This is a genomic window from Ktedonobacteraceae bacterium, assembly GCA_035653615.1.
Lineage (GTDB): Bacteria > Chloroflexota > Ktedonobacteria > Ktedonobacterales > Ktedonobacteraceae > DASRBN01.
This window is the reverse complement of sequence record DASRBN010000030.1, coordinates 94,305-111,960: the sequence shown is the minus strand read 5'-3', so window position 1 is coordinate 111,960 and position 17,656 is coordinate 94,305. Positions and strand designations below refer to the sequence as shown.

At 52.2% G+C, this 17,656-nt stretch carries 15 protein-coding genes; 5 read left to right on the top strand and 10 right to left on the bottom strand.

Annotated elements, in window-relative coordinates; translation table 11 throughout:
- Positions 1–313: 313 nt before the first annotated feature.
- From VFA09_15495 to VFA09_15480, 4 genes are all read right to left on the bottom strand, one after another.
- Positions 314–1,471 (bottom strand): sugar ABC transporter substrate-binding protein, encoded by a 1,158-nt coding sequence (locus tag VFA09_15495; GenBank protein ID HZU68681.1) that lies wholly within the window; start codon positions 1,469–1,471, stop codon positions 314–316.
- Positions 1,472–1,660: 189 nt separating this feature from the next.
- Positions 1,661–2,995, bottom strand: a complete 1,335-nt coding sequence (locus tag VFA09_15490; protein HZU68680.1) for a PTS transporter subunit EIIC — start codon at positions 2,993–2,995, stop codon at positions 1,661–1,663.
- Positions 2,992–3,324 carry a PTS sugar transporter subunit IIB gene (locus tag VFA09_15485; GenBank protein HZU68679.1) on the bottom strand — a complete coding sequence of 111 codons (333 nt, stop codon included), beginning with the start codon at positions 3,322–3,324 and terminating at the stop codon, positions 2,992–2,994. Before VFA09_15485 ends, VFA09_15490 begins: the two co-directional genes overlap by 4 nt.
- 256 nt (positions 3,325–3,580) lie before the next feature.
- Positions 3,581–6,691: a sigma 54-interacting transcriptional regulator gene (locus tag VFA09_15480; protein ID HZU68678.1), complete on the bottom strand. Its 3,111-nt coding sequence runs from the start codon at positions 6,689–6,691 to the stop codon at positions 3,581–3,583.
- A gap of 347 nt (positions 6,692–7,038) precedes the next feature.
- Between VFA09_15480 and VFA09_15475 the strand changes: the two genes are divergently transcribed.
- Complete coding sequence (locus VFA09_15475; GenBank protein ID HZU68677.1) at positions 7,039–7,374, top strand: hypothetical protein; 336 nt, start codon at positions 7,039–7,041, stop codon at positions 7,372–7,374.
- A 165-nt stretch (positions 7,375–7,539) separates the two neighbouring features.
- On the top strand, positions 7,540–8,625 hold the full coding sequence (locus VFA09_15470; GenBank protein HZU68676.1) for a PQQ-binding-like beta-propeller repeat protein: 1,086 nt from the start codon (positions 7,540–7,542) through the stop codon (positions 8,623–8,625).
- Between the two features lie 7 nt (positions 8,626–8,632).
- Here VFA09_15470 and VFA09_15465 read toward each other — a convergent pair whose 3' ends face one another.
- The 4 genes from VFA09_15465 to VFA09_15450 all read right to left on the bottom strand — a co-directional run bounded on the left by VFA09_15465 (position 8,633) and on the right by VFA09_15450 (position 11,370).
- Complete coding sequence (locus tag VFA09_15465) at positions 8,633–8,980, bottom strand: peptide chain release factor-like protein (protein HZU68675.1); 348 nt, start codon at positions 8,978–8,980, stop codon at positions 8,633–8,635.
- Positions 8,981–9,329: 349 nt separating this feature from the next.
- Positions 9,330–10,601, bottom strand: a complete 1,272-nt coding sequence (locus VFA09_15460) for an ATP-grasp domain-containing protein (GenBank protein HZU68674.1) — start codon at positions 10,599–10,601, stop codon at positions 9,330–9,332.
- Complete coding sequence (locus tag VFA09_15455) at positions 10,598–10,828, bottom strand: hypothetical protein (protein HZU68673.1); 231 nt, start codon at positions 10,826–10,828, stop codon at positions 10,598–10,600. Before VFA09_15455 ends, VFA09_15460 begins: the two co-directional genes overlap by 4 nt.
- Before the next feature lie 167 nt (positions 10,829–10,995).
- Positions 10,996–11,370 carry a recombinase family protein gene (locus VFA09_15450; protein HZU68672.1) on the bottom strand — a complete coding sequence of 125 codons (375 nt, stop codon included), beginning with the start codon at positions 11,368–11,370 and terminating at the stop codon, positions 10,996–10,998.
- A 371-nt stretch (positions 11,371–11,741) separates the two neighbouring features.
- Here VFA09_15450 and VFA09_15445 point away from each other — a divergent pair, with 371 nt between their 5' ends.
- Together VFA09_15445 and VFA09_15440 are read left to right on the top strand one after the other, a co-directional pair.
- Entirely contained in the window at positions 11,742–12,410 is a 669-nt protein-coding gene (locus tag VFA09_15445; GenBank protein ID HZU68671.1) for an HAD family hydrolase, read from the top strand.
- Between the two features lie 36 nt (positions 12,411–12,446).
- Positions 12,447–12,944 (top strand): LURP-one-related family protein, encoded by a 498-nt coding sequence (locus tag VFA09_15440; GenBank protein ID HZU68670.1) that lies wholly within the window; start codon positions 12,447–12,449, stop codon positions 12,942–12,944.
- A gap of 41 nt (positions 12,945–12,985) precedes the next feature.
- Here VFA09_15440 and VFA09_15435 read toward each other — a convergent pair whose 3' ends face one another.
- Positions 12,986–13,531, bottom strand: coding sequence for a DNA-3-methyladenine glycosylase I (locus VFA09_15435; GenBank protein HZU68669.1), 546 nt, complete (start codon positions 13,529–13,531; stop codon positions 12,986–12,988).
- Between the two features lie 21 nt (positions 13,532–13,552).
- Positions 13,553–14,473 carry a threonine/serine dehydratase gene (locus tag VFA09_15430; protein HZU68668.1) on the bottom strand — a complete coding sequence of 307 codons (921 nt, stop codon included), beginning with the start codon at positions 14,471–14,473 and terminating at the stop codon, positions 13,553–13,555.
- Between the two features lie 219 nt (positions 14,474–14,692).
- Between VFA09_15430 and VFA09_15425 the strand changes: the two genes are divergently transcribed.
- Entirely contained in the window at positions 14,693–17,410 is a 2,718-nt protein-coding gene (locus tag VFA09_15425; protein HZU68667.1) for a hypothetical protein, read from the top strand.
- Positions 17,411–17,656 lie beyond the last annotated feature (246 nt).

Below are 17,656 nucleotides of genomic sequence, written 5' to 3'. Positions count from 1 at the left end.
GCCGGGCGAGATAAATTCTTCCCCTCGTTCCTCAGTGCTTCGGCTCATTTCGCTCAGAATGACACGGTTGGCGTGTTGAACCCGTCAAGCACTCTTTCGTGAAAATTGAACCTTGCCCAAGTTAAACAAAGTATATCACATCACCGCGAAATACCTGTTTTTTTGCATGAACCAGATACTTGAAAGAGGTATCTCCATTCATAGAACAGCCTCAAAAGGGGCCCTACTATGATAGGGCGCTGTTTGGCCTCTATCATAATAGGGATGGGCAGTCATATCATGGAGACATGCTGCCTCTGACTCTGATACCCAGCTAGCAGATACCGCCCGTTCCGGCAGGCAGACCCGCGCAGAGTTGGTCTTTGGTCACGAAACCATCGGCGATAACTGTAGAAGCGATGTTGGTTTTATCAACAGCCACCGGCGTCTCAAGCACAGACGGAATGTTAGCGCCACCTGTTTGGGGAATGGTCGTCTGACCATTGACGATGGTAGAAGTATCGGTGCCATTGCTGATCGCAGCCACGAGTTGAGCAGTCGCCATGGCCTCTTTGTTGATAGCCTTGTAGACGGTCATGGCCTGGTTGCCCTCAAGAATGTTTTGCAGACCGGCAACGGTTGCATCCTGACCGGTAACCAGCACTTTCCCGTTCAGCTTCACAGCCTTAAGTGCGGCGATAACCGTACCCGCCATACCGTCATTGGCGACATATGCGATCTGGATGTTGTTCTGAGTCTGTACCAGCGCAGCCTGCATCTCGGTTTCGGCAGTTGGATTGTCCCAGTTTGGCGTGTACTTCTCGTACACCTTCTTCAGTGCGCCACTGGCAATCAGCGGATCAAGGATATTATGAGCGCCCTTAGCAAACAGGAGTGCGTTGTTGTCGGTCTGCGCGCCATCGATCATCACGAGGTTGTTATGGCCCGGAGACACATAACTCTTGTAGTGATCGGCAATATACTGGCCCTGTAGCTCGCCAACCTTGACGTTGTCGAACGAGACATAGTAGTTGAGGTCGTTGCTATAGATCAGGCGGTCGTAAGCAATTACCGGTACGCTCTTCACCTTCGCCGCCGACACTATCGCAGCCGCTCCGACACTATCGGATGGAGCAACTACCAGAATGCAATCGCCTTTTGTCAGATCAGCCTGCGCCTGCGTCATCTGGGTGCTTGCGCTACCCTGGGCATTGTTATAGTCTACGGAAGCGCCGGGAAGCTGTTGTTTGATATCGTTGATCAGGTATGGCCTGTCATAGGTATCCCAGCGAGCCGAGGTGGCCGTCTCGGGCAAGAGCACGCCAATCTTCTTGCATCCTTTCCCATTGGTTACGGTAGTGCTGCCACTACCACTGCCGCTACCGCTACCACCGTTATTGGCGCTGCCGCAGGCCGCGAACAAAACGCTGAATAGAACCAGTCCAGCAAGCGCGGCAAACATTTTATTTCGCCGCCCAAATAAGTTCATCATAAACTCGTCCTTTCCTTCCTCGCTGCATCTTCGCAGGCCTCCCACGTCGAAAACCTGCATGCAAAAGATGCACATGATATGACCGGAATGGTCATGATACAACACAATAGTTGACCGGAAACCAGGTCTCCTTTCGCAATAATCGTGTGAATAAAGCCTCCTTTCTGACTCCGGGTAATCTTAAAGAAGCTAGCCAACTCCGACCGGAGCAGGTTTTGCACTTTCCTCCGGCTGGCTGGCAGCCTCCTCACGTGCTACAAGCACACGCTCCCAGGCCTTGAAAAACGGATAATATAGAAGAGCGGAGACAGCAAGATCGAAGAACTGGAGCAGGCTTCCTCTAATGTCGCCTCCAGTCGCTACGAACCCGCTGAGTCCGATGGGAACGGTAAAGGGTTGCAACACCACCGGCACATGCACCAGCCCGACAGTAAACACGAAATAGTTAATAGTGACAATGATTACCGGCACAAATACAAATGGTATCATCATGATCGGGTTGAGCGCCATGGGCACACCAAATGTCACCGGTTCATTGATATTGAAAATCGCCGGCCCCAGCGCGACTTTGCCCACAGTGCGCAATTGGGCCGAACGCGAGCGCAGCATATAAACGACCAGCGGCCAGGTCGCGCCCGAACCTCCTAAGTGCGCAAATATATGGAAGAATGGCTCGGTCACAATCCCATGTCCATGATTTACCGCGTTATTCGTCAACGTCGCCAGCCAGAATGGCAACGCTATGGCCGTTACTACATTCATGCCGTGAATGCCTACCGACCACAGCAACATCATCAAGACAATCTCTATTAAGGCCGCCGGATAGCTATCCTGAACCAGTATCAGTGGCTGAAATATGCGCTCGAGCAGGATCGGAATCGTCAGTTGATGAAGATGCCCATCCGTTCCTACAAAAGTATGCGAGCTGACAAACCACTCTAGCGCCCAGATAAACGTCAGCAATAGCACAGCCGGCACCAGGGCCTCGAATGCGCGTGTGACGTTGGGCGGTACGCTTTTCGGCAAGCGGATCGTAAAGCGCGACCCACGGAAGCGCCGTACCACCTCGGTCGTCAAAATGCCGACTAATATACCAACCAGCAATCCCTCGCCACCCAGGTACGGCAGAATGTCGCCCAGACTGAGTGTTGTCAAGTCGCGTACCGGCATGCTTGCCACCAGGAACAAGACCATTGCCAGCACACCAGGTTGCACCGGCTCAGTACGACGGTACTGTGCCAGGCTATATGCGACGCCAAAGGATAGGAACAATGCCATCAGCCCGAATGAAAGCTGAAATGGTACGAGTACCTGGCTCTGGTAGGGCGCGATCAGGTTAGCCAGCGCCTGGATCGGTGGATTCGCTATTATAAGGAACAGGCTACCGGCGAGTATCAAGGGCAGCGTAAAAATAATGAAAGCGTCGCGCACGGCCTGCAAGTAAACGTTACTTGCCAGTGCGCCAAGCGGCGGAACCAGGTAGCGTTCGACCCAGTCGCTGCCACGCTCAATCATCATGCTCATGCTTCCTGCTTTCCTTCCTGCTTACTCGCCAGCAGGTGCAGTACCTGTTCAAGCACTGCCTGCCCATTCATCGTCGCATAATGAAAAGGCTCAATCATCGCCACCGGCTTGCCTACCGATTGCGCCAGCTTCTCGATACCTTTGCGCAAATGTCGAATCTGTGGCGCGATCAACACAACATCACATTCTTCCACTTTCGCCGCGTACTCACCAGCGCTCAACGCCTCAACTGTCAATTCGTACTTTCGCGCCACGGCTGCCGCAAGCATGCTCTCCACCAGTAAGCTGGTGGACATTCCCCAGCTGCATACAATCAAAACCCGTATCATGACAACTCCCCCTCACGGGTTCCGAATATCACGTTCCCGCCTGGAAGTTGTGCTATGCAGCCTTCCATAAAACCGATTTTCGAAACCATCTGGGTACACTTATATACATTGCAATAATCATGCCAAAATCTGTGCTACACACATAGCACACTTTGAGGAAAACCGAGCAGGAATGCTATCATACAGTTTGACAAACTACTCCGGCAATGAACGTGGAGCTGATCATGAATTTTCACTACCAAAATCGGTAAGCACCCTACACCGGATTGATGCTGAAGATATCTACCTGCCTGAGAATCCCAACAATATTATACGCCTCTTCATCAGGCAAAGGACGCGCTATCTGCGCGCTCAGAATCTGTAGAGCGCGGCGGCAGATACTCAATTCGCGCGCAAACTGCTGTTCCACCTGGATACGAACCGTCTCGCTGACCAGCATTCCCTGTAGCTGGGTTCCACGTTCCAGGATACACGCCAGGTGCAGTATCAATCCCGCGAGCACATCGATATCGAATGTTTCACCCACCTCGACCTCGATCAGTTCGATCATGCGCTCGATCAGTGGCATCGCTTTGACAGGATTGAGAAATAGGAGTTGCTGGCTGAGCGTAAATGAGATCTCACGCAATAAGTCGCTGCGCTGCGTAAACGCGGGCGTGCTTCCGATCACGCCAGAATCGTGTGCTGTCGTAGTGGTATAGCCATTTACCTTTTCCTCTGGCGGCTGGATGAGGGCAGGATCAATCAATGTATCACCGAGCAGCGTCCGCAGCCGGGCAACCCCATCCCCAAAAAGGAAATCAGTCAGGGCGATATAAGGATAACTTTCCAGGTGCGGATTGATCGTCCCCACAACCGCGACAACGCTACGATCTCCCACCAGGCGCTGCACATCCGTCTCCGTCTTACTTGAAAGACTGATGTCCATACAGATAACCTCTACCCCCTGTTCTCGCAGTCCTGGCAGGCGCTCTTCTATCAATTCCGCTATCTTGGTTGCGCTACCGAAGCCTGTCAGACACACCGAGAGAATGACGCGCGGCGTCTTATCCTGGATAAAGCGAGCATCTCCCGATCCATTTTGATAAGATAGCTCTCTCAGAGGAGCCGATTCCTGCCTTCTAGCAATCGATGATTCATTGCCGCCAGTGCTATTGATGGAGCGCGGCAGCGTGAGACTCGACGCCAGTTCATCGAGCGTCAGATGGCCGGAACGCTGCGCGCGGCGCACTGCCTCAACTACCAGTGGAGCGGAAACATTAGCGATAGTACGAACCTGGACGCCTGTCTGCCTTGTTACCAGTTCGCCCAGGGACAACAATGAGCTAAAATCAACCAGCAGCAGGACTCCACCACCCTGATCGGCAACCCGCACCCAATGTACAACCTGGCTCAGCAATTCATCCGGCGACTGCTCCAGCGTCAGTTCTACCCAGCGTACCAGGCTCACACCAACCAGGGTATTCGCCAGTTCCGCCAGGCCCGCGGCGATGCCGTGACCATGGGCCGCCACCACGATACCCACTGTTGCTTGCCCGCTGCTCAATAACGCATCGGCATTCGCCAGCAGCACGGCCAGCACATCTGTTTCGCTTTCTGGTAGGGATACTCCGAGCGAGGAACGAAATTGTAACAGGGCCGCGCGAGCAACCTCGTACTCGATTGGATAGGTGCGACGCACGGACTGAATCGATAATCCCGCAATTTGTCGCCCGTTCGCCATATGTTCCAGCGTACTGGTCAGGTGCATTGCCAGCACCAGGGCCAGCTTTTCTGGAAAGGTGCGCGCCAGTTGCTCTTCCGCGAACTGTACGATGCGACGACTGATTAACGCGATACGCTCATCAATCAAATTGGCAGCCGCATCCTGCCATTCCTTCGTAACTTCATGGGCAAAACGCTGGAAGTAGTGCTGAATATCGAGATGTAACAGCCGGTTAATTTCGCTTTCCAGTAGTCCGCTGTTCCTTAAGCGGTTGAGGTCCGCGCTGATGGTATCATACAGGTCGGAAGCCGATTCGGGCAGGCTATCAAGGCTCAGGCCCGTCGGCGTAAAGATATGCGTAGCCTCTAACAGGTGCAGGACCGATTCAAGGCCGCGCTGCAGTTCAGCCGTGCGCAGCAGGCCACGCCGTACATGGTCTGGCAAGACGCCTAGATGTATATTCAATTCGGGTAGGTTTTGGGTGCGATACTCCAGGTAAGCCCTGGCGCATGTGAGCTGCACATCGGTGCGCAGCTGACCAATATTGCCGGGACACTCATAAAGCAGCAGCGCCCTTAACACCTGCGGTTCGACATGGATGTTCGTTCCAATGCTGCTGCATTCAGTTGTAAAGAAAGCCCGAATCAACTCGTAGCGTTCCATCATGGTGCGCTCGTGCAGGCCGGGCAGGTTGATGGTCATGGGAATGCGCCGCCGGAATGTCGGCAGCAGCGCTGTCGCGGGGTCTTCTGTCGTCGCGGCCAGCAATAGCAGTGAGGATTGGCGTTCACGCACATCTCCCAGGCGCCGGAAGCGCTCGCGATCCATCAGGTAAAACAGCATCTCCTGGCCTTCGGGCGGCAGGCGATGTACCTCATCGAGGAAAAGGATGCCCCTATGCGCCTGCTCGACCAGTCCTTCGCGGTCACGGTCGGCGCCGGTATAGGCCCCACGCATAACGCCGAAAAGGTGCGCCATCAGCAATTGTGAATTACCAGCATAGTCGGCACAATTGAAGCTGATGAACGGAGCATCGGGAGGCAGCGCTTTGAGCTCAAGCGCGAAGGAATGCATCAGACGGGCAAAGGTCGTTTTGCCAACACCACTTGGACCGCACAGCAGGGTATGCAAACCTCGCGGAGGATAGAGCATCGCGGCCTTCGCCTGCTGTACCGCAACCTTCAACCCTCCCGCGGCGCCAATCAATGTATCGAAGCTGGTAACCACGGCCCCCGTCTGAACCGAGGCCGCGATAGCAGGAGGTTTCCCAGGCTCATGTGTGACTTTCAGTGGCGAAATGCCAACGAAACGCGAGGAGTTGTAGCTTTCGTCTGAAACCGGGGTGGGAGCATATTCATCAGGAAGTTCTAATTGTGTGCCACGCCTGATGCCATTCTCACTATTTCCATTGTGCCCGCCTGGCTCGAAACCGGCAAAAGGCGTCTTGACCGTGAACAGCACGGGACGACCGGGGATACGCTCGACCATCCCTTCTTGCACCAGCAAATTGAGGTCACGGCTGGCATTTGTACGATCTACATGAGCTTGCTGGGCTACTTCTTCCGCGCTGAAGCCTGTATGACGACGCAAAACACTACTTTGTGCCGGTCGCTGTGCGCACAAGGATCGCAATGCCTCGTATACACGATCTTTGCGGAGCACGCAACGACTCCTTCCAGGAGCAATACACTGCTACCTTGTGTTCAGTGTAGCATACTCATACGTTGGGGGCAAGAGAAAAAAACGCCAATCTGCGCTGATCAGATAACTACATCGTTTTATACTACGCATGCAATCGGAGCAATATCACCGCCGTGAGCCTTTCACCAGCTTTTTTCAGTTGACGGAAACTCTATTTTTTCAGCTCAACTGAGTTTCATCTGCTTTTGATATTACCGTAACAGTTTAGAGTGAGGCCGCTCCATGTGCTTTTCGGCAGCAATCCGCAAGAGCATGGTATACTCTTTAATGGTTCTACGAGAAGGTTTTTCATAGAGAGGAACACATCCATGGAACATTGGATTTGCCAGACATGCGGAACGCAGTTTCCACAAAGCCAGGCGCCCCCATCAGGATGCCCTATCTGCCAGGACGAGCGCCAGTACATTGGACACGATGGGCAGCAATGGACAACTATGGCACAGTTGCGCGCCGCTGGATTCCATAACATCTTTAAAGAACACGAACCGGGGCTGCTCGGCATCGGGACGGAGCCGAAGTTTGCCATTGGACAACGCGCCCTGCTGGTACAGACCTCAAAAGGCAACCAGAAACATCTGACATGCCGGATTTGCGTACATTTTCATCGTCAAAACAAATATCCTACGGAATATTTAAATTATTGACAAATGATATCTCATCAACTATTCTCTCTAGGGGGATTACTAAAATTGTACTTCTCCGTATCCCGATCGTTTTCGCAGAGATGCTTACACCCGCAGTAACTTTCTCTTTTGCTTGATGCGATTCTTTCGTGGGGGAGCGAAAGAGATGTAGAGAAAGGAAACAAAATGATGATAGTGCCAGCAAAAGCTAGAGTCGTTCGCAGTGTTCAGGTGGCTATTCTGTCAGTATGTGTGCTGCTGGGCCTGCTCGGATTAGGAAGTCCATTGGCCCTGGCCATGCCAACAAAAAGCGGAGCGGAGCAGTGGTCTTTCAAGACAGGTAACTATGTATCCTCCTCACCTGCAGTAGTCAATGGCGTTGTGTATGTCGGGTCAGCAGACGATAATGTTTACGCGCTGGATGCTGCTACCGGCGCACAGATCTGGGCCTTCAAGACGGGTGGCCCAATTTATCAATCTTCTCCGGCAGTCGTCAACGGCGTCGTCTATATTGGCTCATATGATCACAATGTGTATGCGCTGGACGCCACAAGCGGAACCGTAATTTGGACGTTCCCGACCGGCTCAATTATTGGCTCCTCTCCAACAGTCGTCAACGGCGTCGTTTATATCGGCTCAGACGATCATAATATTTACGCGCTAGACGCCTCGACTGGAACTGAAATATGGAGCTACAAGACAGGTTCATATGTGGTATCTTCCCCTACTGTGGATAACGGCCTGCTCTTTGTCGGCTCAGGTGATGACAACGTCTATGCTCTCGATGCTGCTACAGGCACACAGGTGTGGACTTTCGCAACGGGTGGACCTGTTGTATCTTCCCCGGCAGTAGCCAACGGTATCGTTTATATTGGCTCAAATGATGACAACGTCTACGCCATCAATGAAGCCAGCGGTGCCGAAACCTGGGCTTTCAAAACAGGTGGGTCTGTTCAATCTTCACCTGCTATAGTCAATAATGCGGTCTATATCGGCTCGAATGACCACAAAATCTACTCTATTGATGCCATTGCTGGAACCGAAATTCGGGCTTTTGCGACAGGGGGTATTGTGATCGCCAAACCGGCAGTGGTCAACGGCAGCATCTATGTTGGCTCAGAAGATCACAAGGTCTATGACATTAAGGTGAAGACCGGCAAAAAGAAGTGGGCTTTCAAGACGGGCGGTCCTGTTGAATCCTCACCAGCAGTAGTGAACGGGACAGTCTATATTGGCTCGAATGATGATAACGTCTATGCGCTCCAGGCGTAGTATAGTACTACTCTTCCACCTGAGCCGACCTCAGTCTCTTTACCATGCCTGTACGCCGTTTCGTCTCAAGCCGGCGCACGCGGCTGGCTGGCGTAGGCCGTGTTGCTGTGCGCGGCTTCACGACACGCTGCCGCTCTTCAAGGCGTTCGGCCATACGCTCAAAAGCCATTTCACGGTTGGCATGTTGCGAGCGGCGTTCAGTAGCTGTCACCACGATGCCGGTTGGACGATGGGTCAGGCGGACGCCCGTCTCAACCTTATTGCGGTGCTGGCCACCGGGTCCGCCGGCAATAAAGTATTCTCTATTGCAATCGCGTTCCAATGATGCGCGGTCGGTCGGATACGTCTCAACCATGATTATTCATTCCCTCGTATATATCCATAAAATCTATCATTTTCCCTTGAAACGTTTTCTGTCATAAAATCGTGTAATCCCAAGAATTACTGAGAGGCGAAAACTTATACAGTTTCAAGCAATACGAAGCTGAAAGTTAAGCATAATCTCAGCATTGCGGCATTGCTTACTGATAGTAGTGTCGCACATTGAGAGTGGCTATCTCGAGTAGCTACATGCGAGGGCCAGCACCAGTTGCTTTGGTGCTGGCCCTCGCATATGAAGATCGCCTCTCGCAATGTGCATAACCTGATCATAGTATCGAAACCGCAGAGGCAGCTATTTTATTCCTTTTCAAGCGCGGCGGAACTTACAAGCTCCGTCCTAATACGGGGATTTCCCGCCGGATCTCAAACCGCAACAACTTATGCGCCTTGCGAATAGCCGCTTCCACCTCGACAGGAGTATCGCCGCGCGCAAAGATGAAGCCGAGATAACTGGCTCCTTCTGGTAAGGGCATGAGAGGATAGTTCAACTTTGCGGTAATCTCAACGCCGGTAATGAGCGGCACTTTCTCAGCTTCTTCAACACCATGCACGCCCTTGAGTATGCCGGCAGAAGGAATCGGGATCATCATTACGCCCGCGGCGTGTTGATCGCGTTCAACGTTGGTAATTTTCTCACCGATAGCGTGACGCAGGATCAGTTCTTCCAGGCACATACCAGAGCTAAATTCCAGGATGGTCGAACACAATCCACCGATGGAACGTCCAGCAATCTCCAGCATCCAGGGACCCTGCTCGTTGACACGCAACTCGGCATGTACCGGCCCCTCGCGCAATTCAAGCGATGCCGCCGCAATGGATACACAGCGCGCAATCTCCGCCTGTACCCTGGCAGGCAGGCGCGAGGGCGTCACATAGATGGTCTCTTCAAAGAAAGGGCCATCCAATGGATCGGGCTTATCGAAGAGCGCCAGCACCTTCAATTGTCCATATGTCAGGATGCCTTCCAGGGCAACTTCAAAGCCGGGGATAAAGTCCTCTACCAGAAAAGAGGTTTCATAGGCCGAATTGCCCTCGGCAACCAGAATGCGCTTGAGACGATGGAAGGCTGCGATGAATTCATCAACATTGTTGGCACGTATCACTCCCCGGCTGCCCGAAAGACGCAGCGGTTTTAAGACACATGGATAGCTTACCTGACCGGCAATCCAGGCGGGATCATCACCCAGCGAAAATGGCCGGAAAACAGGGCAGGGAGCGCCACCCGCCGACATCAATGTGCGCATCAGCAGTTTATCGCGGGCCGCCTCTGCTGCTTTTGGCGAGTTGCAGGGCAACCCCAGGGCCGCGCTGGCAAGTGCCGCCAGTTCAGTTGCGCTATCATCGACCGAAAGAATGGCCGCGAGCGGATGTTCCTGCGCAAACTCGACAATGGTTTGAACCGACGCTTCGGGATCGGCAAAATCGATGCCCAGCGGAACGTGCCAGTAATCGGCGAGCGTTTCTGGAAGATCAATGCCCACCACAACCTCAAGATTCAGATCCCTGGCGGCATGTAAAAAAGCTCCAGCCCGGTAGGTGGCAGGAGACATCAACAGCAATACCCGCTGAGGAATATTCTCTTTTGTTCTATTCATGGCTCTTTATCTTGTTTCACTTCCACGACATACCCCCGGGACTTCAAGGCCTCCGCAAGCCGGAGCAGGCGGTCATCACCATATACCGTCCAGAACAATTCTGGACCTTTCCAATGACACTCATAATTACCCTGCCATTGCAGATGATGCACCTTTCCCTGAAAATGCCAGGGACTACCTGCCGGTCGCCTGCTATTGAAACCAAGTCCTGCTCCATCAATGCTCACAAAATCTCTACTTTGGAACAGAATTTTCATTTTGTCTCTCGTGCGGTAAAGTATACAAATAATGAGCTACTACATCCCATTGTATCACAAGAGGTTTCATGGTGCAGCAAAATTCAAGCTCTATATGACCTTCGGTTCAGGCCCCTGGCGAAGCCAAAGAGGGATACCTATGCCAGCAATTCCTCCTGTATATCAATCTCTGGTTCAGTTACCGATTCAACCCAATAACCTTTTCCTTCTGCCTCAATAATAAAAGCCTGGACAATTGAACGATCTTCACTGAGTCTATCAAATGAGGAGACGACAATTACATCAAATGCATGTTCCTCCAGTGCCTGCCTGAGTTTTAAAAACTCGACCCTCTCAGAAATTGCGCCGGTAGCTATCTCCTGGAAAACAGCCACAATTGCATAGCCATGCTTCTTACAGTATTGAGTATTCAAATCAATTTGCGATGTCAGAGAACCGGATTCATATGCTAATGGAAAGCCATCAGCCCTGGCATAAATCGCCGCCTTTTTCGGTATATCTTTGCTCTTCATAGTGTCTTACCTCCCTGGCATTCCATTGTACGAATTGATGACGTGAGAGTATATACCGGTATACGGTGTTTCAAGCCTTATGGACTATTCTTTTTCCGAGAAATAAGCAGGCAGGAGCTTTTTCCTTGACACAAGGAGCCATCATCCCTTACACTCGTGCTGGCGTAATCATCTTAGTAAGCGCAAATATGAATGTTCACAACCAGATGCGGTAATAAGGGATGTCGAGTTCACCATCCCCGTAGGGACAGCGCCTGGTGCCTGTCCTGAGCCTTGATGAGGGCAGGCACCAGGCGCTGTCCCTATTTGATGCCGGTCAACAGTGATAGAAGTAAGAGGTAACGATATTTTTTAAAGAAAGCAGGAAATTTATGCCAACACTGGTATTCTTACTCGATGTCGATAACACGCTGATCGATAACGATAAAGTGAAAGAGGATTTCAGCACACATCTTGAAGTGGAGCTAGGGCCGAAATTAGCTGCCCGCTTCTGGGAACTCTATGAAGCGGTGCGTAAAGAAAGGAGCGTCGTCGACATACCCCTCACTTTTCGCCGGCTGCGTGAAGAAATCCCGCTTTCCGAACTGGACGAGCAGACCTTTCTTCACGCGGAATCGATCTTTGACAACTACCCATTCTATAATGCCCTGTATCCTCATACCCTCGAAACGCTACAGCATCTTCGCTCGATGGGACTGACGGTCATTGTCTCCGATGGCGATCAATTCTTTCAGTCCGAGAAGATTTTTCGCAGCGATCTGGCAGAAAGTGTGGAGGGCCGCGTTCTGATCTATACGCACAAGCAACAGCACCTGGAAGAGATTCTCCAGAAGTATCCTGCCGATCACTACGTCATGATTGATGATAAGCCGGATATCCTGGTTGACTCCAAGGCCCTTATGGGTAAGAAATTGACGACGGTATTCGTTGAACAGGGACACTATGCGAAACAGGTGCCGGACAACTTTAGTCCTGACATTCACGTATTACATATCGGCGACCTGAGAAACTTTACTATGGAGCAATTTCTGAAATCGTAACAACGCAATACAAAAGAGGAAGGAAACCTACAATCGATGCGATATCACTTACGAGAACGCGCATGGAGCCTGACAGAGGCATTTGTCATTCGCGACGATGCCGGCAATCCCGTCTTTGAGGTGCGCGGCAAATTTTTCCACATCGGCGATGACCTGGTGATGTTCGATCGCTATACCGGCCAGGAACTGGTGCATATCAAACAGCGCATCCTGTCGCTTCTGCCGCACTACCAGATCTATCGCAACGGCCAGCTGTGGGCCGATGTACACGAGCAATTCCGCTTTTTTGGCGAGCGTTTCAAGGTGGAGGGAGAAAACGGCATCGTGTTCCACGTCGATGGCGATATATGGCGTTGGAATTTCACTGTGAGCGATGATCAAGGCAATTTGCTAGCGCAGATTGGTCGCCAGTTCTCGCTCTTCCGCGACAGCTACGCCGTTGATGTCGCCCCCAACGTCGATGCACCGTTTATCCTCGCACTGGCAATCGTGATCGAGATGGTGAAAGAGCATCACGAGCGAGACCGCCATTAAAAACTTGCCGGGCCGCCAATGAGTGTGGTCCGGCATTACCCTCAACCACCAGCCTGCATCCATGCGGGTTTCAATTCAGCAATCCGTTCATAAATCACGCAGGACGGATCATGCGCGCCCGGCAAATATCCCACACTTACCAGAAACTCACGCACAATCTCGCCACCGGTAAAGACAAACGTTTTCTTGAACAGCTTTTGCCACTCTGCCATCGTTTTTGGATGATGCTGATCCAGCCACGCAGCGAACGATCCATATTCTTCACACAGCGTTTGCAGCCTGCGCGCATTTTCAATCACCGCGTTTATTTTCAAACGATTGCGTATGATATTCGCATCGGCCAGGAGCCGCGCTACATCTTTCTCACCATATGCTGCCACACGATCAATATCGAAACCATCAAATGCCCGGTGAAAGGCATCCTTTTTCTTCAGGATGGTAAGCCAGGAGAGGCCTGCCTGGTTGATCTCTAATGCCAGGCGCTCGAACAAAGTGGCGTCGTCACGCAACGGGAAGCCATATTCAGTATCATGATAGGATTTGTGCAGGGGATTCAGTTGCGCTGCTTCACAGTAACTCGTTGCCATAATAAATATGCTCTTTCCTTTTCATACAACCTGGCCGGGATCAGTATTGCCTCCGCATATTACCACACCAACTCGCTCGCCCGGTGCCGGTTGGTAGGCTCCACTGATTAGCGCGGCAGCGGCGGTTGCTCCTCCTGGCTCCGCCACAAGCCGCAGGTCGTTCCACAGGACGCGCTGAGCTGCCCGGATGCTCTCGTCTTGAACAACGACAACGCGATCAACATAGCGTTTCACATAATCAAACGCCAACGTTCCGACACGCCTGGCCCCTAAAGAATCCGCGGCTACCCCTCCCACATTGAAATCGACCGGTTCTCCTGCTTGAAGCGCGGCTGCCATGCTCGCCGCAGATATCGGCTCTACACCAATAACGCGCACATTGCCCTCGAACCAGGCCGCTACACCCGCAATGAGACCTCCTCCACCCACTGCTACCAGGACCGTATCAAGATTGGGAACCTGTCGCGCAAATTCACACCCAAGTGTACCTTGACCAGCAACAACTTCGGGCTGGTCATAGGCATGAATCACCAGCGCACCCGTCTCGACTGCACGTGCCTGGCTTGCCAGCAATGCCTCGGCATAGGTCGCTCCTACCAGATATACCTGCGCTCCATAATCCCCCAGGCGCTGCACTTTTACAGGGGGACACACTTCCGGCACAAATATTTCTGCGCGATATCCCAACTGCCTTGCAGCGTAGGCGACAGCTACACCATGATTGCCGCCGGATGCAGCAATTACACCCACTTCCGGGACTTCATGACTCAGGATACGATTGAATGCTCCGCGTGGCTTAAATGACCCGGTATGCTGGAGTTGTTCAAGTTTCAACACCACGTGTGCATCGAGTCCCCATGCTCCTGCTTCAAGATGCATAATCGGTGTTGTTCGTACATAGCCTGCTATTCGTTCATGAGCATCTTTGATTTCAGTACGCATATCATTTCCTTCACAATTTTCATATCGGCCCATACTTTTTTTCTCCAAACCTTTCTACCAGAATATCACATGAATATTCAGGCCAATGATCAAATGCAGGCTTTCAAGGATTGGAACACCTTTTGTCTTCTCGTAACAATTTTTGACTTTCTTTGTCTATCTAGTACAATGTGAGAAAAACACATCACCTGGAAGATGGAAAGGAAGGATAGACAACTCATGACCACCACACCCGAACACGAAAGACTTCAGCAAACAGAGCAGCACAGCGTTTACTGGACGCGCTGGGGACCATATGTCAGCGAACGTGCCTGGGGAACGGTACGTGAAGATTATAGCCCGGATGGCACGGCCTGGGATTATTTCCCGCACGATCAAGCTCGCTCGAAAGCCTATCGCTGGGGAGAAGACGGGCTGGCCGGCATCTGCGACCGCCACCAGTATATCTGTTTAGCCCTGGCACTCTGGAACGGGCAAGACCCCATTCTCAAAGAGCGCCTGTTTGGCTTAAGCGGCCCGGAAGGCAACCACGGCGAAGATGTCAAAGAATATTACTATTATCTCGACAACACGCCTACTCATAGCTATATGAAATACCTGTATAAATATCCGCAGGCCGCCTATCCCTACGCACAACTGGTCGAAGAAAACAGGCGCCGGGATCGCGCTATGCCCGAATATGAATTGATTGATACCGGCATTTTCGACGAGGATCGCTATTTCGATATCTTTGTTGAATATGCCAAAGCCGGCCCCGAAGATATATTGATCCGTTACACCATCATCAATCGCGGCCCGGATACTGCCACACTTGATCTGCTGCCAACGCTCTGGTTTCGCAATACGTGGTCGTGGGAAATTAACGCGCCTCGTCCTTCACTCAGCCACTATCATCCACCGCTCTTGATGGAGTCATACTGCGTGGTGAAGACCGAGCATGAATACTATGGAAAACGCTGGCTGTACTGTGATGAAACGCCCCCGCTCCTTTTCACCGAGAACGAAACCAATAACCAGCGGCTCTACGGCACTCCGAACGCCAGCCCCTACGTCAAAGACAGCATTAACGATTACATCGTGCATGGCAAGCAGGACGCCATCAATCCGGCTGAAACAGGTACCAAGGTAGCGGCCCATTATCACCTCACCCTGGCTCCTGGTGAAACACGCATCGTAAAGATGCGCTTTGCTGAAGCGCATCCAGAAGATTTTCTGCCGTTTGATGATACCTTTGAAAACATGTTCACGCAGGCCCAGCGTGAGGCCGACGAGTTTTATGGTACGATCATTCCTGATAGTCTCTCAGATGACGCAAAGCGCGTTGTGCGGCAGGCTTTCGCCGGCATGTTGTGGAGCAAACAGTTCTACTACTATGATGTCAAAACCTGGCTCACGGGCGATCCCGCTCAGCCACCTCCGCCGCCACAACGCCTCCATGGACGCAATCACGATTGGACACACCTCTATAACTCCGATGTGATCTCAATGCCCGATAAATGGGAATACCCATGGTATGCTTCCTGGGACCTGGCTTTCCACTGCACCACGCTCTCGCTCATCGATCCTGCCTACGCGAAAGACCTGCTCATCCTGTTTCTACGCGAGTGGTACATGCACCCCAACGGCCAGATACCGGCTTATGAATGGGCTTTCAGCGATGTGAACCCGCCCGTACATGCCTGGGCGACCTATCATGTCTATATGATCGAGAAGCATGCGACCGGCAAAGGAGATCGCGATTTCCTGGAAAAGGTCTTCCAGAAGCTGCTGCTGAACTTTACCTGGTGGGTGAACCGCAAGGACTACGAGGGCCAGAATGTCTTCCAGGGCGGTTTCCTGGGCCTGGATAATATAGGAGTCTTTGATCGCAACACCATGTTGCCTAATGGCAGTCACCTGGAACAATCTGATGGCACCAGCTGGATGGCTATGTACTGCCTGAACATGCTCACGATTGCCCTTGAACTGGCAAAGGAGAATCGCGCCTATAGTGATATCGCCAGCAAATTCTTTGAGCATTTTGTCTACATCGCTCATGCCATGAATGATATGGGGACAGATGGTATCGAACTGTGGAACGTGGAGGACGGTTTCTATTACGATGTCCTGCACAGCAAGGACGGAATGAAACTACCGCTTCGGGTGCGTTCAATGGTTGGCCTGATCCCATTGTTTGCCATTTGTATCCTCGAATCAGACCTCATCGATCAACTGCCCAGTTTTAAAAAGCGCATGGAGTGGTTCATCAACAATTGGGAAGATATTAACAACCATGTCGAGCAAGTAGCGGGCGATGAACACGGCCAGCATATGTTGCTAGCCATCGTGAACAGGGACAAGCTGCCACGCATCCTGAAAGTGATGCTCGACGAGGCGGAATTCCTTTCAGAATATGGATTGCGCTCCGTTTCGCGCTATCACAAGGATCATCCTTACTCGCTCGCGCTGGATGACACGATCCACACCATCGATTATGAACCTGCCGAGTCGACCACCGCTTTGTTTGGCGGCAACTCTAACTGGCGCGGTCCCATCTGGTTCCCTTTGAACTACCTGATCATCAACTCGCTGCGGGCTTTCTACCACTTCTATGGCGACGAGTTCAAAGTTGAGTTTCCTACCGGATCAGGCAAGCTCATGACGCTCTCGGAGATCGCCGTCGAACTTTCGCGCCGCCTGACGCACATCTTCCTGCGCGACGAGAATGGGCGCCGGGCCGTACACGGCGGTGTCGAGAAGTTCCAGCGCGATCCCAACTGGCGCGACTTGCTGCTCTTCTACGAATACTTCCATGGTGATAACGGAGCTGGTCTCGGTGCCAACCACCAGACAGGTTGGACCGGCCTGGTCGCCAACCTGCTGATCTACAGCGGCGAGTACCAGGGACAGATTTCCGTGCAAGAGCAGGCGCTTGAGCAGGAGATTTTGACTTCTTAGTCTTTTTTCCTGGCTGATTTCACAGAAGATGGGCAGAGATTCTTCGCTGCGCTCAGCATGACAGGCCCCAGAGACAGCCAAGTGTGTCCGGGGCCTGTCATGCTGAGCGCAGCGAAGAATCCCCGGCATATCCCGGAACCTGTCATTCTTCGCTGCGCTCAGAATCTCCCGGGCACTGTCGCTTCGCATCCTGATCTTCTCCACGTGTGGGTCATCATCGGCTTGTATTCTATTGCTTTCCGGCAT